Annotated in this window: 25 protein-coding genes; 10 read left to right on the forward strand and 15 right to left on the reverse strand. The window is 34.8% G+C overall.

The genetic code is table 11. From position 1 onward, the window contains the following. Both BALOs_RS07080 and bfr read right to left on the reverse strand, forming a co-directional pair. Complete coding sequence (locus BALOs_RS07080; RefSeq protein ID WP_120404729.1) at positions 1–1,692, reverse strand: FecR domain-containing protein; 1,692 nt, start codon at positions 1,690–1,692, stop codon at positions 1–3. Positions 1,693–1,770: 78 nt separating this feature from the next. Further along, complete coding sequence (gene bfr / locus BALOs_RS07085) at positions 1,771–2,247, reverse strand: bacterioferritin (RefSeq protein WP_120404730.1); 477 nt, start codon at positions 2,245–2,247, stop codon at positions 1,771–1,773. A 133-nt stretch (positions 2,248–2,380) separates the two neighbouring features. Here bfr and BALOs_RS07090 point away from each other — a divergent pair, with 133 nt between their 5' ends. Both BALOs_RS07090 and BALOs_RS15195 read left to right on the forward strand, forming a co-directional pair. Next, entirely contained in the window at positions 2,381–2,611 is a 231-nt protein-coding gene (locus tag BALOs_RS07090) for a hypothetical protein (protein WP_115362368.1), read from the forward strand. A 31-nt stretch (positions 2,612–2,642) separates the two neighbouring features. Then, positions 2,643–2,792: a hypothetical protein gene (locus BALOs_RS15195; protein WP_162929598.1), complete on the forward strand. Its 150-nt coding sequence runs from the start codon at positions 2,643–2,645 to the stop codon at positions 2,790–2,792. Between the two features lie 273 nt (positions 2,793–3,065). Here BALOs_RS15195 and phnE read toward each other — a convergent pair whose 3' ends face one another. Genes phnE through BALOs_RS07105 form a run of 3 tightly spaced genes read right to left on the reverse strand, consistent with a single transcriptional unit; the run spans position 3,066 to position 5,899 of the window. Continuing rightward, a complete protein-coding gene (phnE, locus tag BALOs_RS07095) occupies positions 3,066–4,160 on the reverse strand; it encodes a phosphonate ABC transporter, permease protein PhnE (RefSeq protein WP_199506653.1) in 1,095 nt (364 codons plus the stop codon). Between the two features lie 28 nt (positions 4,161–4,188). Beyond that, entirely contained in the window at positions 4,189–4,950 is a 762-nt protein-coding gene (gene phnC, locus BALOs_RS07100) for a phosphonate ABC transporter ATP-binding protein (RefSeq protein ID WP_115362370.1), read from the reverse strand. 31 nt (positions 4,951–4,981) lie between these two features. After that, positions 4,982–5,899, reverse strand: coding sequence for a phosphate/phosphite/phosphonate ABC transporter substrate-binding protein (locus tag BALOs_RS07105; protein WP_120404731.1), 918 nt, complete (start codon positions 5,897–5,899; stop codon positions 4,982–4,984). Between the two features lie 242 nt (positions 5,900–6,141). On the opposite strand from BALOs_RS07105, the gene BALOs_RS07110 reads away from it, so the two are divergent. Next, complete coding sequence (locus BALOs_RS07110; protein WP_120404732.1) at positions 6,142–6,468, forward strand: hypothetical protein; 327 nt, start codon at positions 6,142–6,144, stop codon at positions 6,466–6,468. 23 nt (positions 6,469–6,491) lie between these two features. On the opposite strand, the gene BALOs_RS07115 is transcribed toward BALOs_RS07110, so the two are convergent. Next, positions 6,492–7,970, reverse strand: coding sequence for a hypothetical protein (locus tag BALOs_RS07115; RefSeq protein ID WP_120404733.1), 1,479 nt, complete (start codon positions 7,968–7,970; stop codon positions 6,492–6,494). Here BALOs_RS07115 and BALOs_RS07120 point away from each other — a divergent pair. After that, positions 7,969–8,211 carry a hypothetical protein gene (locus BALOs_RS07120; protein ID WP_115362377.1) on the forward strand — a complete coding sequence of 81 codons (243 nt, stop codon included), beginning with the start codon at positions 7,969–7,971 and terminating at the stop codon, positions 8,209–8,211. The two genes, BALOs_RS07115 and BALOs_RS07120, sit on opposite strands and share 2 nt — an antisense overlap. On the opposite strand, the gene BALOs_RS07125 is transcribed toward BALOs_RS07120, so the two are convergent. Next, the gene (locus BALOs_RS07125; protein WP_120404734.1) at positions 8,197–9,279 is read right to left on the reverse strand and encodes a phosphatase domain-containing protein; all 1,083 of its coding nucleotides are present in this window, start codon (positions 9,277–9,279) and stop codon (positions 8,197–8,199) included. The two genes, BALOs_RS07120 and BALOs_RS07125, sit on opposite strands and share 15 nt — an antisense overlap. Positions 9,280–9,334: 55 nt before the next feature. Between BALOs_RS07125 and BALOs_RS07130 the strand changes: the two genes are divergently transcribed. After that, positions 9,335–10,039 (forward strand): MgtC/SapB family protein, encoded by a 705-nt coding sequence (locus BALOs_RS07130; protein WP_115362381.1) that lies wholly within the window; start codon positions 9,335–9,337, stop codon positions 10,037–10,039. 5 nt (positions 10,040–10,044) lie between these two features. Here the strand turns inward: BALOs_RS07130 and BALOs_RS07135 are convergent, their stop codons facing one another. The 3 genes from BALOs_RS07135 to BALOs_RS07145 are packed head-to-tail and all read right to left on the reverse strand — an operon-like array spanning position 10,045 to position 11,823. Continuing rightward, positions 10,045–11,220, reverse strand: coding sequence for a hypothetical protein (locus tag BALOs_RS07135; protein WP_120404735.1), 1,176 nt, complete (start codon positions 11,218–11,220; stop codon positions 10,045–10,047). After that, positions 11,217–11,540 carry a hypothetical protein gene (locus tag BALOs_RS07140; RefSeq protein WP_115362385.1) on the reverse strand — a complete coding sequence of 108 codons (324 nt, stop codon included), beginning with the start codon at positions 11,538–11,540 and terminating at the stop codon, positions 11,217–11,219. The genes BALOs_RS07135 and BALOs_RS07140 overlap by 4 nt, the downstream gene beginning before the upstream one ends. Next, on the reverse strand, positions 11,518–11,823 hold the full coding sequence (locus BALOs_RS07145; RefSeq protein WP_115362388.1) for a hypothetical protein: 306 nt from the start codon (positions 11,821–11,823) through the stop codon (positions 11,518–11,520). The genes BALOs_RS07140 and BALOs_RS07145 overlap by 23 nt, the downstream gene beginning before the upstream one ends. 245 nt (positions 11,824–12,068) lie before the next feature. Between BALOs_RS07145 and BALOs_RS07150 the strand changes: the two genes are divergently transcribed. Together BALOs_RS07150 and BALOs_RS07155 are read left to right on the forward strand one after the other, a co-directional pair. Further along, a complete protein-coding gene (locus tag BALOs_RS07150; RefSeq protein ID WP_120404736.1) occupies positions 12,069–12,983 on the forward strand; it encodes a hypothetical protein in 915 nt (304 codons plus the stop codon). Positions 12,984–13,016: 33 nt separating this feature from the next. Then, positions 13,017–13,889 carry a hypothetical protein gene (locus BALOs_RS07155; RefSeq protein ID WP_115362392.1) on the forward strand — a complete coding sequence of 291 codons (873 nt, stop codon included), beginning with the start codon at positions 13,017–13,019 and terminating at the stop codon, positions 13,887–13,889. Between the two features lie 10 nt (positions 13,890–13,899). Here BALOs_RS07155 and BALOs_RS07160 read toward each other — a convergent pair whose 3' ends face one another. Next, positions 13,900–14,553 (reverse strand): hypothetical protein, encoded by a 654-nt coding sequence (locus BALOs_RS07160; RefSeq protein ID WP_115362394.1) that lies wholly within the window; start codon positions 14,551–14,553, stop codon positions 13,900–13,902. 97 nt (positions 14,554–14,650) lie between these two features. Between BALOs_RS07160 and BALOs_RS07165 the strand changes: the two genes are divergently transcribed. Beyond that, the gene (locus tag BALOs_RS07165) at positions 14,651–15,886 is read left to right on the forward strand and encodes a hypothetical protein (RefSeq protein ID WP_120404737.1); all 1,236 of its coding nucleotides are present in this window, start codon (positions 14,651–14,653) and stop codon (positions 15,884–15,886) included. On the opposite strand, the gene BALOs_RS07170 is transcribed toward BALOs_RS07165, so the two are convergent. The 4 genes from BALOs_RS07170 to BALOs_RS07180 all read right to left on the reverse strand — a co-directional run bounded on the left by BALOs_RS07170 (position 15,883) and on the right by BALOs_RS07180 (position 18,830). Further along, positions 15,883–16,434: a hypothetical protein gene (locus BALOs_RS07170; RefSeq protein WP_115362399.1), complete on the reverse strand. Its 552-nt coding sequence runs from the start codon at positions 16,432–16,434 to the stop codon at positions 15,883–15,885. The two genes, BALOs_RS07165 and BALOs_RS07170, sit on opposite strands and share 4 nt — an antisense overlap. A 20-nt stretch (positions 16,435–16,454) precedes the next feature. Next, positions 16,455–17,207, reverse strand: coding sequence for a slipin family protein (locus tag BALOs_RS07175; RefSeq protein WP_115363724.1), 753 nt, complete (start codon positions 17,205–17,207; stop codon positions 16,455–16,457). Between the two features lie 160 nt (positions 17,208–17,367). Continuing rightward, a complete protein-coding gene (locus BALOs_RS15475; RefSeq protein ID WP_256385951.1) occupies positions 17,368–17,493 on the reverse strand; it encodes a hypothetical protein in 126 nt (41 codons plus the stop codon). Positions 17,494–17,501: 8 nt separating this feature from the next. Further along, a complete protein-coding gene (locus BALOs_RS07180; protein WP_162929599.1) occupies positions 17,502–18,830 on the reverse strand; it encodes a nodulation protein NfeD in 1,329 nt (442 codons plus the stop codon). A 34-nt stretch (positions 18,831–18,864) separates the two neighbouring features. Here BALOs_RS07180 and BALOs_RS07185 point away from each other — a divergent pair, with 34 nt between their 5' ends. Both BALOs_RS07185 and BALOs_RS07190 read left to right on the forward strand, forming a co-directional pair. Continuing rightward, positions 18,865–20,187 carry an amidohydrolase family protein gene (locus tag BALOs_RS07185; RefSeq protein WP_120404739.1) on the forward strand — a complete coding sequence of 441 codons (1,323 nt, stop codon included), beginning with the start codon at positions 18,865–18,867 and terminating at the stop codon, positions 20,185–20,187. A 173-nt stretch (positions 20,188–20,360) separates the two neighbouring features. Then, positions 20,361–20,687 (forward strand): helix-turn-helix transcriptional regulator, encoded by a 327-nt coding sequence (locus tag BALOs_RS07190; RefSeq protein ID WP_115362405.1) that lies wholly within the window; start codon positions 20,361–20,363, stop codon positions 20,685–20,687. Positions 20,688–20,732 lie beyond the last annotated feature (45 nt).

Raw genomic sequence — 20,732 nt, forward strand, 5'->3', positions numbered from 1 at the left:
TTAAAACTCCATTTCATAGTTTACATTTAGATCAAGATTTTTAACTTTAATATCTTGAGCTAGGAATTCTCTATGGATCAGATTAAAGAGTAGAGCTGTCGTAGAAGAAAGTTTTCTTCTTGCTCCAATTTCAAATCCTTTACCTGTATAGACATTAATATTTGGTCTATCAGAGCTTGGCATATAAGATCGATAGTCAATGAGATACGTCCAATTGTCACTATAGTCATATGCAACTCCAAAAGTCATATAAGGAATAAATTGTGTACGTTGATCTAATACTGGAGTTAAGCTTGTTTCGAAACGTCCTGTTAGGAAAAATTCATCTTGTAGATGGTATCCTACTTTAAATCTTAATTCAGAATTTAGACGATAGTAGATATCAGCAGCTAGTTCAGGTGAAATAAAGTCATCATCTTTATTCTCTGGTCTTTGATCATCACGAAACATATAGATTGAATCAACGCCAATCTTATATCGTGCATAAAGACGTTTGTTAAATACTTGTTGATAGTAAACAGCGGCCGTTATTCCTGCACCGACGTAGTTACTTTTGTTGTCGTTATTATCCATTGAGTAATAGCCCATTCGGCGAGCACCCATTCCAAAGCTTGCGGACCAGCTATTGTGCATATTTGTTAAATAAGACGTTCTTGATAGAGGAGTGCCATGATCCACAACTTCGTGACCTTTAACTTCTCTATATTCAATCTTTTCATTTAGTTTTTTCGCTACTTCTTTTGCTTGTTCATCTTTCTCATTTGCAGCAACAAAACCTTTCTTCTCATCTAGCTTTACATTATTGGCCGCAATGAATTGTCCTGTGTTCTTGTCAATATCACCAACTTTCAAAGACTCATCTTTAATTTCAGGAATAAAGATGGCAGAGTCGAGATCCACGATGGCACCATTATTTGGAATTTCGTCTACTTTTGTATCCTTACCATAAAGATATGAAACTTGTGTTTCATTTAGCTTTGCTTCTGGAGCTTTTTGAATCTCTTTTGCAGATACTGTCTCAAGTGTTTCGTTTTTCTCTAAGGCAATAAGCTGATTAGGGTTAACTTTTTGAGCTGGAGTCTCATCGTAGAGGTGATCATAAGTTGTGGATGCGCTACCTTTTTTAACAAGTGTAACATCATCACGATCAAGACTTTCTTTGACTGTTTCTTCGATATCAACTCTTTCTTCGTTGATTTTTTTTACAGCAACTTCACCTTCTAATGTAATAACTGATGTCGCTTTATTTTTTTGACTAGCAACAGTGATAAACTCAGTACCTCGAACACCTAATGCCATTGTTTTCGTCTTAATATAGACTTTATTAAATGCCTTATGTCCTTTTACTTTCTTATCCTGAGGCCTAATCTTTGCTCTCATCTTACCGTTTAAGAGCTGGATGATACTTCCACTTTTCTTTTCAATCTTTGCAATTTTAATTTTTGTATTTGGACCAACAGTAATATAACTTCCATCTTCTAGAATTTGGACTTTCACAAAGGAGCGTACTCTTGTAACAATCGAGGTATCTTCTTTGATTAATTGTCCTTTTTTGACCCAAGAAGCTTGAATCGCTCCAGGAGGAAGTTGAGAGACTTTTCCTCTGATAGAGACAACTTTTGCAAATTTAGCGTAACTGTTGAAGTGAACTCCCAATAGGAGAGTTAAGATAAGTAGATAATTAAATTTCATAAAACATCCGTGTTCTTTAAATTATTTTCATAATTATAAGTAAAAAAACAACGAATGTTTAATGTTTTTTAATATTTCTTAAACGGATTCACTAGCTGTTTGTAGATAATTCTCAATTCCGACTTTTTCAATCAGAGAAAGTTGAGTTTCAAGCCAATCAATATGATCGTTTTCAGTATCTGATAATAGCTCTAAAAGGATATCGCGAGATACGAAGTCACTATATTTCTCACAAAGTGCGATGGCCTCTTTTAGCTTTTTGCTATTAGCAAGCTCATACTCAAGTTCATCATTAATAAGCTTTTTAACGTCACGAGATGGCCTATACGGAAGTCTAGTTCCTAGCTCAGGCATCCCTTCTAAAAAGATAATTCTCTCGATTAGCTTTGTTGCATGAATAGTTTCATCATCTTTTTCATGATCAATTCTTTCATAGAGCTTTGTAAGTCCCATATCTTGGAAAAGACGAGAATGGAGAAAGTACAGGTCAATTGCCGATAGCTCTTGCGTTAGTAACTCATTAAAAATATCGATAACTTCTTGATTTCCTTTCATTTTTTCTCCTTTTTAGTAGCATACACGATTCGTCGAAATTTTAAAATACAATAATATTTGACTCATTTACTAAAGTTAAGAAGTTGAATAACCGATAAAAATAGTACGTGAAAATGTACGTAGGAGGATAATAATGAAAAGAATTTTAGCAATTGTAACTTTGGGAGTTACGCTAGTGTCTTGTGGTAGTTCGCCGAGCAGGGGAGTTGCTTCAGTAGAAGGTAGTTGTGCTCTTCAAAAGCACCCATCAAAGAATCATTATCGTATCTTAATTCATGAAAAGCCCCATAGCCAATATTGGTATACGAAAGGTGATGCCATGAAAATTAAGGACTCTTTTGTAAAGAAAGGAATGTGTGAATAGATTTAAATTTGAATAATTAAAGGAAATTAATATGAAAAAAATTATAACATTAGCAATTCTAGGACTAACTTTAGTATCTTGTAGTAGTACTCCTGATAGAGGACCTTCTTCTAAGAAACAATTCGATTCATATAAATTTCAAGATTCATATGAAAACGTTTATAAAAACGGTAAATATTAACCAATAAAAAAGGCCCTCATTTCGAGGGCCTTTTTCTTATATAAAGCTTTAATTTTAATGATCGCGCCTTTGGCGAACCGAAAGATCTGAAGGTCTTTCTCTCGAATAGCTTGTGCCCTAAATAGGTGCGCATAGACAAAAAAAGAGACTGAAAGTCTCTTTTTTTTAGCGCTTTTAGCGAACCGAAAGACCTAAAGGTCTTTCTCTCGAATATCATGTGCCCAAAATAAGGGCGCATAGACAAAAAAAGGACACTAAGTCCTTTTTATTTGTCTATTTAATAGCCTCACGGATATTAGAAGATAGCCAGTCCATTACCCATACAATCGTTGCAATTACGATTACAAGAAGACCAACTTCATTCCACTTTGCCAGACCTTGGTATTGCATTAGCATAGTACCAATACCACCACCACCAACTAGACCAATTACTGTGGCCATACGAACGTTGATGTCCCAACGGTAGATAGTGAATGATAGGTATGGAAGAACGATTTGTGGAACAACACCAAACCAAATAACTTGAATAGGGTGAGCACCTGTTGCCATCATTGCTTCAATTGGCCCATTAGATACGTTTTCAATTTGCTCTGAGTAAAGCTTTGATAAAGATGATACAGAGTGAAGACAAAGTGCCATCATACCAGCAAATGGCCCGATACCAACCCATACAGAGAAGATAATCGCCCATACTAGAGGCTCAATTGAACGTGATACGTTTAAGAAGAAACGTACAATTGTATAAATAGTCATTGTGAAACGTGAACCATTCATTAGGTTTCTTGCTGCAAAGAATGCTAGTAAGAATGCAATTGGTAGCGCTACCGCTGTTGCAATGAAGGCCATGTAGATTGTTTCAATTGCTGCAAATAGTGCTTCTTCAAAAATTGCAAAGTTTGGAGTTAAAAGAGCTGTAAAGATTCTCTTTGCTCCTGTCATTCCCGATTCAGATAAGAATTCGTAAATTGAAATTTGAGAAATATAAATACTAGCAATGAATGTTAAAACTACTGTCGCAATAAGAACGAAAGAAAATGGCTCTTTCATGAAAGGAGTATTCTCATCTCTTTTCATGATACCTGTAATTCCACGTCCTAGTGACATTTTAGTTTTATAAAGGATTGCTGAAATAGCAAAACCGATAGCAAGTGCTATTAGTGGTTGATTCCAAGTAAAATCTGGGTAACGAAGACCTAGGATTAGCTTCTCCCATACGATTTTCCATGAAACTAGTGCAAGGTATGACCATACTAGGAAGTCGATTACAAATGAATAAAAATTCATTTTCATCTTCCAAGTAGTTTTATCTTCCTTACGCTTTGGTAAGTTATTAACTTGATTGTCTGCAGTTTGAGTTGTCGTTGTCATTATATATTGTCCTATTTAATCAAAGTAATTAGTTAATTGTTACTTCAACGGCATCTTCACCGTAAATTGTTTGGAACCATTCTTCGTTGATATCTAGAGGTTGACCTTCATAGATAAGTTTTCCACCTTTAAGAGCTACAACACGTGAAGCGTACTCTCTTACAAGTGAAAGGAAGTGTAGGTTACAAATTACAGTTACTCCAAGTTCTTCATTTACCTTTTTCAGGTATTGCATAACCGAGTGTGAAGTTGCAGGGTCAAGAGACGCTACAGGCTCATCAGCAAGAAGTACCTTTGGGTTTTGCATAAGTGCACGTGCAATCGCAACACGTTGCTGTTGACCACCTGAAAGGTTGTCTGCTCTTACGTTTTCTTTACCTTCAAGGCCTACGATCTTGATGTAATCTTGTGCTTTTTTCTTATCTTCTTCTGAGTAGATACCAAAAATTGACTTGATAACACCTGTTTTAGATAGAGTTCCTGAAAGAACGTTTGTCATAACAGTTCTTCTTGGGATTAAGTTAAAATGTTGAAAGATCATTCCAATGTTTGAACGCGCTTCTCTCATTGAGGCACCCTTTAACTTTGTAATGTCTTTACCTTCGAAGTTGATTTCTCCACTTGTTACATCGTGAAGACGGTTCATACATCTTAGCATTGTCGATTTACCAGAACCTGATAGACCAATAATTACTAGGAATTCACCTTTATCAACGTTGAAACTTACGTTGTTTAGGGCGTGGCATCCATTTGGATAGACTTTATTAACATTTTTGACTTCTAAAATCATGTTTGTTCTCACTTTATAGATTTTTTGTATATTATTTCTTTTGAAGTTGCTCTTCTAAGTTAATATTTAGTGTTTTAATTACGTTTCTTAATCCATCATAATCTGCATCAGTTGTATCAACTAGGCCACCAACACTGTAAATATTTTCGAATACATCCTTACCTTCTGGTGTAGCTATGTATTTTTTTACCGCTGCGATGAATTTATCAGTAACTTCTTGTGGAAGTCCTTTTCTGAATACGAATGGGTCATTTGGGATCTTCTCAGTAATTTGAACGATTTTTACCTTATCTTCAACATCTGGGAATTGAGTTTTTACACGTGAACGTGCATCACGGATTGTTCCGTCTTCAGAAGGTGCTGAGTAGTAAGTTGCACCAGCATCTACTTGTCTTTGGTATACCATTGTTACAACGTTGTCGTGCTTAATTGCAAAAGTTGTATTTCCTGGTTTTACATCATTTTCCATCATAATCTTTAAAGGGAACATATAACCTGAAGTTGACGATGGGTCAGTGTAAGCAAATTTCTTACCTTCTAAGTCTTTAATTGAGTTAATACCACTGTCTACGTGAGCAATGATTTGTCCTTGGTAGTAATCATGTCCATAACGAAGAACTTTAAGCTTTGCACTTGCACCATATTTTTCATTGGCCATTAAATAACCAAATGAGTTCATAACTGCAATGTCGGCCCTTTTTGAACCAAATGATTCAACAACAGAGATATAGTTAGTAGGGATACCTGTCTTAAAGAAGTATCCAGTTTCTTTTTCTAGGAATTTAATGAAGTGAACAGAGTTCGATGCAATTGTGTCTGCGTCTACAGATGGAGTGAAGTAAAGTTTTACAGGATTGTCTTTGCTTCCTAGTTTCATATCTCTTTTACATGAGATACCTGTTGTGATCGCTAGAGCAATACTCATAATAGCAACGATTGTGTGTTTCATTTGTTGTTCTCCTCTATTAAAGCATGTTGCTAATGCATGCATATATAAACGTAATATTTGCGTTCTAAAAAAATCTAACATTTTGAAATTACGCTCTTTTAACATGAATGAGACAGATTTTTAATGTCAACCTAATCACATTTATAATTATCTTTAAAAAGTGAGTAATTACAGTAACTTAATTGCAGTAGTTTTTATAATATTTAAATATTGTTTAAAAGAATAAGGGTTATAATATATGCATGGCATTAAACATCAAAAGACTTGAACGATTGCCACATCCAACAGAGCAGGTAAACAATGATCAGGTGCCTGTTGAAGAGCCTGGTCGTGGTGCTGAAGGGTCTAAAAACTATGAAGACAATATAAACGATAGTAAGCGATTCTCACTTGTTAGAGGATATGTTGAGGCTATTTATAGAGACCAAAAAAATCCAAAAAAGAAGCGTAAGGAAAAGCGTAAAAATTTTTTTAAATCAATCTCAGAAAAACATCAGCATGCAAAAGAGAAAGCAAAAGAGAAAAAAAAGAAATTTGCTGATGCAATTAGACGCTTAAACATCTTGTAATTTTATTTACATTGTAAACAAGCTTACAGGCCAGAGATTGGCCTAAAATCGAGGTGATTGGGCCTAAGAAGAGTCGTTTTCTTTAGTGCCAAGTGCGCTACTTTTCCAAGCTGTGACTCATTAAAAAATATTCTCTTTAGCAGCTTATTTGCTGTTGGTGTTTGCTTCTTAAGATTTGCAAGAATTTGTATTCTTTGAATTAGAATATTTGCTAATTCCTGATGCTCTATAGGAAGACTTGGGTGTATTTTTAAAATATTAGATAATATAAATTGATAGGTTTCAGGATGAGATTCATAGATATATTGGCAAGTGCAAAAGATAAGCTCAAGCTTTGCTATTAACTCTTTATCATTTGAAAAGTTCTTCTTTGAGTGATCAATTGCTAATTGTAAATAATGGTAGCATCTTTCTTCATCATTCTCGTTAAAGGCCAATTGGGCATCATTTAAAAGTCTTTTTAATTTTAGAATTGATTGTAATTTCTTAGTTGGCCTCGAGCCTTTGGAAACTTTTATTGTATCTTGCGTGAAGACATTTTTCTTAAAGTAGTGATGAATAGAGAGATTTTTTGAATCAAATAGTGTTAGGGCCAAGCTATTTGCATCAAAGCTTAAACAAGCATGACTAATAGGTAGGAAGCTCTTTTGGTATATATTTATATGCCTCTTTAGTTCACTCTTACTTTCAAGAGTTACAAATTCACCACCATCTAAAACCTTTGTATTCTTACCATCTATTTTTACAATTTTATAATTTCCACTTTCATCTTTTAAATGAAATTCCCAATGAAAGACTAATTGTCTTTGCTTTAAAAAATCACAGGCCGACTCAATAGTGTCACAACCTAAGAGAGTGACAAGTGCAAGGTAAGAAGCATTTTCTCCTTCATAGTTTAGAGTAAGGGCCTCTCTTTGAACAAGGCCAATACTTAGGCCTGCTTCATTTATGCCACCATAAGGTGCAAATGGAGATAGAAGGTCTTGTAAAACATAGGCCTCAAGACTTCCTTCACATTTAAAATGAACAAATCGAAGTTTATCAAAGAATGAATCTTGAATAGGAGAGTTGATAAATTCTTTATACTTATCATCTCTTAAATGAAAGTCATCAATCTCATCAAAGATAGCACCAGGATTGTTTAAGAATTCATTCATATAAACAAGGTATAAGGCATTCTCCTGTGAAGTCCCCAGTCCTTGTGCATATTGATTTATAAGTTCATTAAAACTTGATCGATAAAAGTCATCTTCTAATAATTCTTTGCTCGACTTTTCGAGTCTTCTTTTGAATAGGAGACTGAAAAACTTGTGTATTGGGGTTTTCAATGCTTTGGGCCCAAAAAATGAACTTTCTTGAATTTGTTTCCAGGCAAGATTTACGTCTTCTTTATCGATTGAAGCTAATTGGTAAATACCATCTGTGACCTCTCCGAAGAGTTCAATGTCCATTAATTCATGGTGGGCATTTTTACGTTTTTGTGAAGTCATAGGAGTATTCATGTCTAATATTTTAAGTTCACTTGTTAATCCTAGCAATCAAACTTTTATTGCCGTATGTGTTGCTCTATCAGGATTAAGAGTTGCTGTTGAGTTAACACGTTTTTCACCTGCAAATTGGCCAATCTCAAAAAAAATTTCAAAGGCCTTTGGCCAGGACTTTACAGAGAGGTTCCATCGAGTTGGGCTCTATATTTGTATTGGTCAAATCATTCTTTGGGCACCGGAGCTACTCTTTGCCTAAGTGTCCCTCATATAAGCTAATCTTACCAGAGTAGCTATCAAAAGGGGCCTTGACTCTTAATTCCTTTTCTTGGGCCTTTTTTCGAATGTAGATTTTAATTTCTTTATCTAGGCCATGTTGTTTTACACTATCTTTGATTTGAAAGATTTTATTTAAGAATAGGCCATTTTGCCTTGCCGTTACCTTAAAGTCTTCAACTCGTTTTAATTCATTCCATAATTGACGTGGTTCAACTCTACCGGTTAGTAGCTCAGAAAATGTTAAGTAAATAAGAGGGTCAGACTCAAAATTATCACCCATTAAGACTAATGATGATGGGATATCAGTCATATTTATAATATCTAGTAGATGGCCAAGTTTATAGATACCCTGAGTTTTAATATCTTTTGGTGATAAATCATTTTCTAAAATTGATAGAATTCGACGATAATCTTTTAAGAAAATACCAGCAGTAAAGATCTCATTAGCATATAACCAATCTCTAATTGCTTCTTCGTAGAAGTGAGGAGAGGCCGAGAGGATAAACGGGTGATAGCCATCATTTATATATTCTTTTAAGATTTTTACTGAGTTTTCTAAAGTCGGATAATTTTTAAGAGGACTTGTTAAAGAGTCATAAATCTCACTCGGTTTTGAATACTTGGTTTCAACAAGAGTCTTATCAAAGTCACAAATAATGATCTTTCTATTATCTGTAATTTTTAGAGGTATATATGTTCCTAGCAGTAATTCTAGGCCAGGATATTTTGAAGTTTCATAGATTTCGATCTTTGATATCGATTCTTTGCTATCTTTAGGCAGAGGTATTTTAGCTAAAAGGCCACCATATGAGTCCGTTTCAAGAGTTTTTGTAAATAGCGTTTCGTTATTCTTTCCTAAAACAACTACTTTGATCTCAAATTCATATGCCCTTAGTAGCTTATATGCTTGAATAGGGAAGCGGGCCTCAAACTTCTCAAAGTCTTTATTCACAGAGTATAGATTTTCACTCATTGTGAAGTCAGCTTTAAGATTTAGGTAGTTATTTGTTTGGATGGCCAAAAAATTTACGGCCTTGGCCCTTTTCAACTTATAATTCCTTGTTAAAATAGACTTTACGTTATTTTATTCTAATAGAGGTTATATGTATATTGAATTCCTGGGTGAGCAGCCGGTTTATATTTCCATGGGTATTAAAGTAGTTAGTTCTATTCTTTTAGGTGGATTTATAGGCTATGACCGTGAGCAAAAGATGAAATCGGCCGGAATTAAGACAAATATGCTGATCTGCCTGGGAGCAGCTACATATACTGCCTTAAGTGTTTTAACGATGACAGAGCATATGGGAACCGTAGCAGATCCAAATCGTATGGCCGCTCAGATTGTAAGTGGGATTGGTTTCTTAGGTGCTGGTGCTATTATTCAAGGTCGAGGCAATGTTGTTGGAATGACGACAGCAGCTACCGTTTGGGTTGTTGCCGCCATTGGAATGACAGTTGGTTTTGGATATCCAGTAATTGCCAGCTTAATCTCAATTTCTCTATTTGCAGTCTTAAGATTAATTAATCCACTGTATAAAATTCTCGAATCAGATCGTGCCAAGCAAAACTTCTATATTGAAGTCTTATCAAATGGACGAATTCGCGGTCACGTTAAAGAAATTCTTTACTCAAGAGTTGAAGATATAGAAATTGTGAGTGAAGAGGTTTTAGATGCTGTATCTGATGAAAGGCTTTTAACTCTAAATGTTCACCTTCATCCGAGATGGATCCCGCAAATTAGACGTGAAATTAAAACTCTTATTCGTGTTAATAAAGTCGAGATTCACCAAAGAGATCACGATCATTAAGAAAATTATCTCTTAGCGATTCGATATGTTAGTAGAGAAGCCTCTTTATCGTACTTACGTGTGACTTCTGTTCCATCAAGAATATCAGGAACTTTAAATTGCTTTACAAGGCTTTCAGATCTCTTTGATTTAAAAACGTTGTCACCTTCTTCGACACGTTGATCAAACTTACGGTTTTGAGTAACAGTAATATCTCTTTCTTGTGCATTGATATGAATTGTTGATTCCTCATGCTCTGGTACTTCAATAGAGAAATAATAGAATTTCTCATCTGATCTCACTTGAGGAGAAAGCTTAGAGATATTGTAGAATTTATCAGAGGCCTTCTCCGTAATATTGGTCTTTGCCTTTGTATAGTATTCTTTTAGGCTATTAAGCTCTTGGTCGATCTTTTCTTTTAAGCGGCCCATTAACCCATTATGCTCTTTTTGTAGCTCTTTATATCTCTTTTCAAAATTTTCTTGTTTGGATTTTATATTGTCTTTGTGAAAAGCTTCCTGACTTATCACTTCATTTTTTTGAAAAGCGTCTGTCTGAGACATCTTGTGAAAGTGATCACTTCTTAATTTACTAAACTCACGCCTTTGATCTTTTTCAAGTTGATGAATTTCGTTCTTATTTTCTTTAGATAGGCTTTCAAGTCTTTGATCGTATTTCTTATTGATACCCATAATGAAGTTATCATTTCTGACTTCGATTTCGTTTGCACGATTTTTTGCTTTTGCAGTTTCTTCAATGATAAAGTCTTCATTGTCATATTTTATCTTTTTGGCCAATTCATTTACATTTTGTGATGTATCCTCGAGTTCTTCTTGACCTCTTTGATGTACATATTCCATTTGTTCTTGGTAATTGTCTCTAATCGCATCAATATTGGCGTCAAATTGGGCCTTGTTGAATTTTTCTTGCTTATTAAATTGTTGCGTCGTCTTATCTAGACTCTCTTTTATATTATTAAGACGATTTTCTTTTTGGCCAAGTGACTCGATAATAGCAACTTGGTTTTGATCTCGTACGGCATCGAGTTTTTCTTCACCAATTATACGTTGATCTTGAACTTGTTTATTGTAATTCTTTTTTATATTTTCTATCTCAAGCTTCTTTTGCTTGATGACGCGATCCCTTTGGTCTTTAAGACGTAGGTTGGCCTTTGTGAATTGGGTAGAGTCTTCTAACTTCATAAGTTTTGAGCACCTGGCCTTTCTTGTTCAGCACTTTCCAAAATTGGAGCTGTTAGTGCAAGAGGTGACTTACATGGCATTTTGTTGCCAGTATGTCCTTTACACATCCATGTTTTTAATAAGTTTACACGAATTGAACGATTTCCGCCGTTATATTTTACATATGAATTTGGATCAAGAGTTGAAGTGACGATAACACTTGCTGGCCCTTGAGGCTGTAGGCGTGAAGAAACCATATACTGATAGACTCGATATTCTGCTTGAATACTGAGTGTTAGCAGTGATGCGAGAAGAATTTTATTGAAGCTGCGGATTAGCATCTAAAATCTTTCCTTCCACCATTTCCATCAGTGCACGAGCAACAATGTACTTATCCATTTCCTCAAAAGATGAAAATAGAACTCTTTGTTTCTCTAGGTTATTATGAGTTGAAATCTTCTTGAGAAGACTTTTAGCTTTAAGGCGCTGTGCCTTTGTCATTCTTACTTCTTCGAAACGCTCCTGAATTGAAATGTCCTCGAATAATGGGTAATAACCATTTGCCCCAAAATCGATTAACCTTTTAATTGAATCATAGCGTTTTAAAAATCCTAATTCGATCAACTCATCCTCCTTAATTCGTCTCCATTATTTTATAAACTTTAGGGCCAAGATGGCAGACGGAATACATTTCCAGAAGCCTCGCAGCAATTTTAGGTTTTTTCGAACAGGATCTGAGTAACTCATTGTATTTATAGAATAGTTGAGTTGCTAGGTAAGATATGCGGCCATTGTATTTAAGAAATAATAAAGATAAAATTAAGAGAATGCCATGATGGCAAAACTAAAATACAAGGAATGTTATCAAAATGAACGGATTAAAATCTATTGCTGCAATTTCATTTTTATCATTAACTTTAAATGCCAACGCTTTAGTTGATTATTCTGGTGGCCCAAGTGCTACTAAGTATGATCCAACGACAACAAGTCCAGCTCCTGTGGTTAGACAATCAAGAGCTAAGACTTCTGCTCCTGCTAGTTCTGGATTTGATTGGGGATTTCTTCCACAGGCCGTGGATTTTTCTCTCGGCTATACATCAGCAAAAGCCTTTTATACTGATGAAAATATAAATATGCTTAATATGAAGATCAAGGGAACTTTTTCTCATGGTATCTTTGTTGAGCTTGGAATGAATGGTGCTCAGTCTCTTGAGACATCTGAATATGAACAAGGTAATTCTAGCGCTAAACTAGGCTTTAATTGGCTTGATATTGGAAACGATTATAATAAGCTAATTTTTGATATCTTTGTCGGTACGAATTTTAGTGGCAAGAGTGAATTTTCAACTAAGAGAAGTGATCGCTTTGTGGGTGTGACGACTGAGAAGAGATTTGGTGCGGCGGCCTTGGGCCTGACATATGAACGTACTTTTACTGAAGGTCTCGTTGATGATGAAGAAATGAGCATTGGTGATATTAGTCAATGGAGTGCAGACTTAGGAATAATGGTTTCTTCAGAAATTCAATTTCTCTTAACTTATGGTGAGGTTAAAGTCGGTGCTAGTGATTTCTTAAGTGCCAATTACCTTTCTAGTGATTTAAAATATAGTTATATTAAACCTCAAATGTTTTTAAAGATGGCCAATGCCGTTCGCTTAAACCTTGGGGCAGTTTTCCAAGCATCTCGTCCAGATTCATCTTTAATGAGCTCATCACTAAAGATTTGGGGACTGCCAGCAGCTTATGGGAATACATTATTTGCTGGCCTAAATATTGCGATCTAAATAGATCATAAAAAAATAACGAAGGATTGATCATTGTTAATATCAGATAATATTTACTACTGTAAGAACTGTAAGAAAGTCGTCAAGGATATCGAGGATCTACTCTTTGTAGAAGACGGTTCTAGTTTAAGCTTTTGCAGTGAAGTCTGTATTGAAAAATTCTATTCTCCGTTAATCGACTACTTTACGGGAAAAATTGATAAGAAAAGAAAAGATTTAAATATTGAAGAAGAGGCCTGTTTATCATTATTAGATAATCCAACATATGTGGATAGAGTTCTTCATCGTCCAGATGAAATATGGCGCCTTGAAAATGATCTAAAAGAAGAGATTTTCAGCTTTATTTCTAAAGTAGAGTTTGAAGGTGAAGAGGCTTATCTTGTGGCCTTGTGCTTTGTTTTTGATCATACTCCTTCATTTGTTCTGGCCTTAACGGCTTCATCTAATGAATACTTCATTCAAAACTTTCAAATAGGTGAAGAAGTCGATTCTTTAGAAGATTATCATCAGAAAGAGCTTCCGGGAGAGTCATTAATTGATAATGACGATATGGAAGAAATTGAATTAAAAAAATCAAAGCTTTTGGCAGAGATGATGACTCAAAGAAAAGAGTTCGATATTCCTTTTGAAGACTTTGCCCTTTATATGGAATATTTACAAAAGACAGTTGAAAGTTATGATGAACTCTATGAGTTTGATGATGAAGATGGAGATCAGGCACTGGCCTATTTTAAGGCCTTTGAACGCTCTGGAGTAAGCTTCTTTTATATTGCACTTTGTATGAGACTTGAAAAAGAAGATCAGACACTGATCATTCCAGTTCTTTCATTTCCAACAATTGATGGGGATTTGTCTAATGCGTATAAGCAAGGCAAGCTTCTTGATGGAAATAAGCTTGCCCATTAAATTCTAATTATTAAAAAGATTTGTAGTAGTACTCACCAAGCTGCTTAAAAGCGTCACAATAAGTTCGATCATTATAGAGATCGATATTAATTGAACACATAAAATAAGCATCATAAGAAATTAGCTCACGATCAAAAGGTGAAGGGAAATCATAAGTTTTCTCCTTCATGATCATAACGCTATTGATTCTAAAGTTCTGGTAGCGACCGTAGTCTCGGTTTTTAGATAGGACAAATTTTGAGATTGTTCCGGAACTACTAATATACTTACATTGAGCTGCTCCAAGGAAAATAGCATTTCCTGAAACTTCTGAAGTAGGGATAACACAGACACGTGAATTTGAGTCTGGGTTCTTAACCTGTATGTAAATATTTGTTTCATTAGTTCTAGACTGACATACGGTACTTGGGCCGAGGTGTTGATTATTTGAGTTTTCAAAGCCTGTCTGGCCATCTAGGGACCATTTACAATGAGCAATTTCACTTGGGATATTTGCTCCGTTGTTTGAGCTTGATGAAGAGTCATCAATATCAATTGTTCCGCCTGTCGAATTTGAAGTGCTCCCTGTTGCCGCTGTGCCATTGTCATAGATTGAGCGTGTCTCTCGTGGTGCAACACAAGAGGTTAGAGCTAAAACTGTTGTGATAAAAATAAAGTTTTTCATTTATTACTCCGTATTCTTACAGTCTTCTTATCGGCAAATCTGAAAAAATATTAATTTTTCATGTAGTTTCTTATCTTTTTAGCCGATAAGTTGATTGATGAAGAAGATTATTTTCACCTTCACCATTTTTGGCCTTGTAATTTTGAGTGCTTATCTCGTTATTACAATGCCTTACCGTTTCTATTATACCTTCCAGAGTGAAGGGGTACAATCGGATTACTTTATTGCCACTGATAGACGCAATATTCTTTATTCAGGTCTGCTTCCTTCTAAAATTAAACGTGGAAAGACTGTATTTTGGAAGAAGATACACTTCTCTAATTACTCTTTTGATGTACCTTTTCAAGATGTTACGTTTCAGGTTTTCCCTAGACCTAAGATTATAAAAGGTAGAACTTATCCATACTTTGATATTCTTGACCATAAAGGTTTGTTGGTAGCATCAGTTTCTGGCTTTCAGGTCTCAAAGTTCAATCCATCTATTCCAATAGATGAAATATTCAACTTACCAATTATTACTCAATTCATTAAGCCTGCGACCAATCAACAAGTTTGGTTAGATATGCTTAATTTAAATATTAAAATTAAAAATTATAATCTCTATAGTTATAAAGATGTAAAAAGCCTTTTAGAAGATTATCCAATTTCTAAATTAGGTTATTATCTTTATATTTATAAGCTTAGGCAGAAATACTTTGCACATAATGCAAAACGAATTGTTCAAAATGGCCCATTTCATATTATCGAAGAGTATAAAAAAGATGATTTAAAAGGTCTTGCTCGCAGCTACTTCTATGAAAAGGGAAGGCTTTATCAATTTGATATTCACTACAATGAAAAACATCCAGATCATAATGTTGTTAAAGATAAAATGATGAAGAATTTAAAGCTTGAACTCTCACGAGATCAAGAAAGTTCTCTAGCAATGTATAATGAATTTAGAAAGTTAAAGTATCAAAAGCGCTTTGATTATCAAGGTATGCTACTAATTTATTCCGCGTGGTCACATGAGCTTGAAAATCAATCATTTTATAAAGAGATGATCTATTATTTAGAAAAAGGTGATTATAAAACATCCCAACTTTTTGGTTTATATGATTTTGCCAAACAAAAATACGGTAAGACTTTCTCTGGCCGTGATGAGATCTTAAAGAATGACCTTAAGTCAAAGATAGAGATGGAAAAGGCCCAAGAGCTGAAAAAACAACAGCGAGATCTTGCTGATTATAATATTGATGGCGAGACTGAGTTTAAGGATGAAGACTCAAAAATTGATTACATCTTAAAAAATGTCGATGTCAAAGAGGACAAAGACGATCTCACTGAATACTAAACTAAATCTACAAAACTTTCTGGATGATGAAAATTCGGCTTCGAATCAGGGTGCTTATTTGAGTAGTATAGTGTCTGATTTTCACTCGTTTTTATTACACACGTAGGAGTTACTTTTATATTTGCTAGGTCCTCAAATTGATGGCCGAGAACTCTTAGTGGAAAGCGACAGTCTAGATTAAATGAATTATCATGATGATCTATGTTAATATTATCAATATCGATCTCTTCATATTCTGTTAGTTCTGATCGGTACGAGTTAAAGACAAAACAATTCCAACTTGAGTCTGTTCCAAAGTTAAATTCGTAGTACTCACCATCTAACTTATTTAAGATAAAGAATTCAAAACAAGTTTGAGTCCAAAGGCCAATAACACGATTACATTTTTCATTATTCTTACTGAAGTAGACAGTGTCGATATTACCTTTCATCGTAAAATGAAAGTACATATAATCTTCAACGACCTTAACCTCTGCCAGAAGTCTAAGCTCTGGTAGGTTAGGGTCGCCTTGATTAAAGGGTATTAGCTCAAATTGTTTTGAAATCATTTTTTATATCTTGGTTACTCTTACTTATTATTACCCATAATATTCGTTAGGAAGTCTACTGGTAAAGGGAAGAACGTCGTTGATTTTCCTTCTCCACTTGAGATTTCCTTCATTGTATCAAGGTAGCGTAGTGTGATTGCATTAGGGCTTTCATTTAAAACCTTAGCTGCTTCTGATAGCTTAAGTGCCGCATCAAATTCACCTTGAGCAGAAATTACTTTTGCTCTTTTATCACGTTCAGCTTCGGCCTGTTTTGCCATCGCTCTTTGCATCTCTATTGGTAAGTCAATGGCCTTAACTTCAACAGTTGATACCTTGATTCCCCATGGCTCAGTATGCTCATCTAAAATAGATTGAAGACGTGCATTGATTTGATCTCGCATAGAAAGAATTTCATCAAGTTCAAATTGTCCAATTACTGATCGAAGTGTCGTTTGTGCAATTTGCGCAGTTGCTGCTAAGTAATTTTCTACTGCAACTACTGACTTTTCTGGATCTTCTACACGAAAGTAGACAACTCCATTTACTTTAAGAGTTACGTTATCCTTAGAGATAATATCTTGTGATGGAATATCCATCGTTACTGTACGTAAATCGACTTTATGCATTTTTTCAAGCCCTGGGATTAGCAGGATAAGTCCAGGCCCGCGAACTGCTGTAAAGCGTCCTAGAAAGAAGATAACCCCACGTTCATATTCCTTAAGGATCTTGATCGTATTAAATAATAATATTAGTAATAAAATGACAAATGGTAGAAAAGGGGCGATGTGCATCATATAGATCCTCCGTGAATTGACAAAAACTTTACAATTAGATGACTCTTAAAAAATAGCTAAAGCTATTATATACTCAAGAACTAAGGGGTGATTAACAAAAACTCTCTCTTCCTTGTCAAAATCAATCGTCCCTCAACGATACCCCTTAGTTTTTTTCTTATAACCAAAAAAACTTTTTAATCTCTCTTCTTACCCAGTTAATATCGCTCTTTGTTGGCAGATCATTTGTACTCATTGACATCATTAAGCTTATTAATTGGCGAAAAGACTTTCTTTGACTCATATTAAACCTCATATATTTATTAGTAATTTTACATTATCTTTCTTTATAATGGTAACTTTATCTCCAACCTTTAGCTGAGACATATCTCCATTGGCCGTCAGTTGCCAAAGCTCCCCATTAAATTGAGTGTAATACTTATCGCCATCAATTGCACTGATGGCAACAGTTCTTCCTGAATAAGGATCATCAGGCTCTGAGAATATACGTTTGCGTGACTTATAGAAAATATAAGCAATCAGTCCAATAAAGGACAAGATAGCACCAATGCTAGAAAATAGCACTGTCGCTGATATTTGTAAGTAAGACTCTTCTGTTTGAAAAAGATAGAGTGAGCCAATAATTAAACTAGCAATTCCCGCTATGGTAAGAATACCAAAACTGGTGATATAAATTTCAAGGATAAAAAGAACGAATGAAGCGATAACAAGTAGAAGTGCTCCAACATTTAATGATAGAACTCCAAAAGAAATACCGGCCACTAGTATTAAAACAGCACCAACACTTCCTGCAATAAAGCCGCCTGGTGCTTGAAACTCAAGATAAATTAAAGCAGCACCTATTAAGAAGAGAATATAGGCCATATCGGGTGAAGCAAAGAAGGCCATTACTTTTTGTCCGATGGTTTTTTCAAAAGTTACAACAACGTGATTGCTTTCAACGCTAATTTTATATTTCTCATGGTGCTTTTGATATTCTTTGCCGTTAATAAGTTCGATTAAACCATCTTCACCCTGGATTTTATCGACGATTCCATTGTGAGCATTTTCTTCTAAAGCTTCTTGGGCCGTAAGGCTAGTTGCTTCAGTTATCATTTTTGTGTAAATCTTTGGATTCTTTCCTGTTCCATCTGCTTGCGATTTAACAAGGGCAACAAGATCGTTGATAATCTTGTTTTTCATATCTCCCTCTTTAATATCTGAGGAACCTGAAATCGGTGTTGCTGCTCCAATTCGTGTACCGTCGGCCATATATAAAGTAGGGATACTGCTTGAAATAATTGCACCAGCACTTGTGGCCGATGCTGAAGATGGGCCAATCCATCCGATAACGAGATTTTCACTATTGGCGATCAAATGCATAATGTCTTTAGTAATACTAACCAGTCCACCTGGTGTATTCATTTTTATTAGAAGAGCTGAGCCTGGCTCATTCTTTATTGATTCTTGTGCTTTCTTTAGATGATTTAGAGTCACCGGTGTGATGGCCTCATTTACTTCTACTATCAGAAATTTATTGATTTTATATTCTTTTGTTTGAGCAACTGCATCGTTACCAAAAAAGTGCATTGATAAGAATGTAATGATTGTTACAAAACTTGTAATGATAGTATTTCTCATATATCTTGACCTGCTTATTTTAGAAGGAGATTTCATGTCATCAAATAATATTACTTATAAAGTAATTATCGCTCATTTTTTTAATCCTATAAATGATAAAATATGTGAATTTTTAGAAGATTACGCTATTGTTGCTAAGCGCAACGCTAAAGGTGACTATAAAATCGTACATCGCTGCCACAAGTCAAAATTAAATGAATATATTAAAAGAAAAAAGTCTGTGGAAATTATTGATAAGTCTGGTCAATATGTCATTCCTGGTATGTATGATACACATTTTCACTGGGTACAAGATGACGTAAGAACGATGCCAAAAGCAAATCTATTATCTTGGCTTGAAAATTATACGTGGCCATATGAGGCTAATTTTAAAAAAGTTTCTTATGCAAAAAAGAAGGCCCGTGAGTTCGCTAAGAAGATCGCTAATAATGGAACAATTGGTGGTGCTTGTTATGGATCTATTCACTCTCATTCTGTATCTGAGGCATTAGAAAAATTTGAAGGTGATTATATTCTTGGTAATGTTCAAATGACTATGAACTCGCCTGAGTATCTCACAATGGGAATCGATGATACGATTGCTCAAACAGAAGAGCTTGCAAGTAAGTATAAAAATAAATATGCCGTAACACCACGCTTTGCAATTACTACTGATCCTAAGACAATGAGTGCAGGAGCAAAAACGGCAAAGAAGCATCGCTCATTTATTCAAACACACTTAAGTGAAACACAAAATGAAATCGACTTTGTTCTTAGTATTTATAAAAATATCGAAGGCTTTGAAAAAGTAAAAACGTATACAGAAATTTACGATAAAGTAGGTCTATTAACACCAAAGACAATCATGGGCCATGGTATCTATTTATCACCAAAAGAATTAAAGCTCTTATCACAAAAGCAAACAATGATTGCACATTGTCCTACAAGCAATGCTCCTATTAAGGAGTTAGGCCTTGGCTCTGGTCTTTTCGATTATAAAAGGGCCAATCGTTATAAAGTGCATTGGGCCTTAGCTAGTGATATTGGTGGTGGCCCATTCTTATCAATGCTTGATGTGATGAATTCATTTGTTTGTCAAAATCATAAGAAAGGACATCGTGATGCTTCATACACTCAGGCCTTGTATCGCGCAACCCTTGCAGGTGCAAAATCACTTAAATTAGACAAGGAGAGTGGGAACTTCGAATTAGGAAAGAAACTCAATTTTGTTTCACTTGGAAGCAAAAACTTCCGCGGCAACTTAACAGTTGAAGACAAATTAAAAAAGTTGATTAAGAGACCTAACAAATTACGTGAACTTTATTCTGATTTAATTGAATCGACATATTACAACGCTCACATGATTTCAGATAGATAACAAGCAATATGATTAATTGAGTTAACGATGTTTGGTTAAACCAAAAAAAAGTTATATTAATTAAACTTTTTTACTAACAATTTAGTAAATGTATTTACAAAAATATTTTGTTGCTTTAGAATATATTTAGATATGAATCGTAAGTGCTTGAATATATAGTTAGGAGTAAATACATGAGAAGTTTTAGTCACATCGCAAAATTAATTAAAGACAAGAGAACAGCACACCCAAAAGGCTATTCTCAATCAGAGCTGTCTCACCTTTTAGGTTACAAAAACGGACAATTCATTTCAAACGTTGAGCGTGCATTATGTAACATTCCTTTAAAGATGTTACGTCGTGTTTGTGAAATTCTTGATATTGATGAAGCTGAATTAAAGACAGCAATTATTAAAGATCACGAAGAAACACTTGATAATTATCTTAAAGATGGTTCTGGTGTAGTAGGTGCTACAACAGAGACAACAGAAGCTGCGCAATCTTCTAACTTTGTTTACTAAGATATAGTTAAGTTATTTAGACAAAAATGTTGATAAAGAAAAAGG

It is taken from the genome of Halobacteriovorax sp. BALOs_7 (genome assembly GCF_003612895.1).
GTDB classification, from domain to species: domain Bacteria; phylum Bdellovibrionota; class Bacteriovoracia; order Bacteriovoracales; family Bacteriovoracaceae; genus Halobacteriovorax_A; species Halobacteriovorax_A vibrionivorans.

Excerpts from the sequence above, each read along its gene's own strand:
- BALOs_RS07080 (WP_120404729.1), bottom strand. The coding sequence starts at position 1,692 with ATGAAATTTAATTATCTACTTATCTTAACTCTCCTATTGGGAGTTCAC.
- bfr (WP_120404730.1), bottom strand. The coding sequence starts at position 2,247 with ATGAAAGGAAATCAAGAAGTTATCGATATTTTTAATGAGTTACTAACG.
- BALOs_RS07090 (WP_115362368.1), top strand. The coding sequence starts at position 2,381 with ATGAAAAGAATTTTAGCAATTGTAACTTTGGGAGTTACGCTAGTGTCT.
- BALOs_RS15195 (WP_162929598.1), top strand. The coding sequence starts at position 2,643 with ATGAAAAAAATTATAACATTAGCAATTCTAGGACTAACTTTAGTATCT.
- phnE (WP_199506653.1), bottom strand. The coding sequence starts at position 4,160 with ATGACAACGACAACTCAAACTGCAGACAATCAAGTTAATAACTTACCA.
- phnC (WP_115362370.1), bottom strand. The coding sequence starts at position 4,950 with ATGATTTTAGAAGTCAAAAATGTTAATAAAGTCTATCCAAATGGATGC.
- BALOs_RS07105 (WP_120404731.1), bottom strand. The coding sequence starts at position 5,899 with ATGAAACACACAATCGTTGCTATTATGAGTATTGCTCTAGCGATCACA.
- BALOs_RS07110 (WP_120404732.1), top strand. The coding sequence starts at position 6,142 with ATGGCATTAAACATCAAAAGACTTGAACGATTGCCACATCCAACAGAG.
- BALOs_RS07120 (WP_115362377.1), top strand. The coding sequence starts at position 7,969 with ATGTCTAATATTTTAAGTTCACTTGTTAATCCTAGCAATCAAACTTTT.
- BALOs_RS07115 (WP_120404733.1), bottom strand. The coding sequence starts at position 7,970 with ATGAATACTCCTATGACTTCACAAAAACGTAAAAATGCCCACCATGAA.
- BALOs_RS07130 (WP_115362381.1), top strand. The coding sequence starts at position 9,335 with ATGTATATTGAATTCCTGGGTGAGCAGCCGGTTTATATTTCCATGGGT.
- BALOs_RS07135 (WP_120404735.1), bottom strand. The coding sequence starts at position 11,220 with ATGAAGTTAGAAGACTCTACCCAATTCACAAAGGCCAACCTACGTCTT.
- BALOs_RS07140 (WP_115362385.1), bottom strand. The coding sequence starts at position 11,540 with ATGCTAATCCGCAGCTTCAATAAAATTCTTCTCGCATCACTGCTAACA.
- BALOs_RS07150 (WP_120404736.1), top strand. The coding sequence starts at position 12,069 with ATGAACGGATTAAAATCTATTGCTGCAATTTCATTTTTATCATTAACT.
- BALOs_RS07160 (WP_115362394.1), bottom strand. The coding sequence starts at position 14,553 with ATGAAAAACTTTATTTTTATCACAACAGTTTTAGCTCTAACCTCTTGT.
- BALOs_RS07165 (WP_120404737.1), top strand. The coding sequence starts at position 14,651 with ATGAAGAAGATTATTTTCACCTTCACCATTTTTGGCCTTGTAATTTTG.
- BALOs_RS07170 (WP_115362399.1), bottom strand. The coding sequence starts at position 16,434 with ATGATTTCAAAACAATTTGAGCTAATACCCTTTAATCAAGGCGACCCT.
- BALOs_RS07175 (WP_115363724.1), bottom strand. The coding sequence starts at position 17,207 with ATGCACATCGCCCCTTTTCTACCATTTGTCATTTTATTACTAATATTA.
- BALOs_RS15475 (WP_256385951.1), bottom strand. The coding sequence starts at position 17,493 with ATGAGTCAAAGAAAGTCTTTTCGCCAATTAATAAGCTTAATGATGTCA.
- BALOs_RS07180 (WP_162929599.1), bottom strand. The coding sequence starts at position 18,830 with ATGAGAAATACTATCATTACAAGTTTTGTAACAATCATTACATTCTTA.
- BALOs_RS07185 (WP_120404739.1), top strand. The coding sequence starts at position 18,865 with ATGTCATCAAATAATATTACTTATAAAGTAATTATCGCTCATTTTTTT.
- BALOs_RS07190 (WP_115362405.1), top strand. The coding sequence starts at position 20,361 with ATGAGAAGTTTTAGTCACATCGCAAAATTAATTAAAGACAAGAGAACA.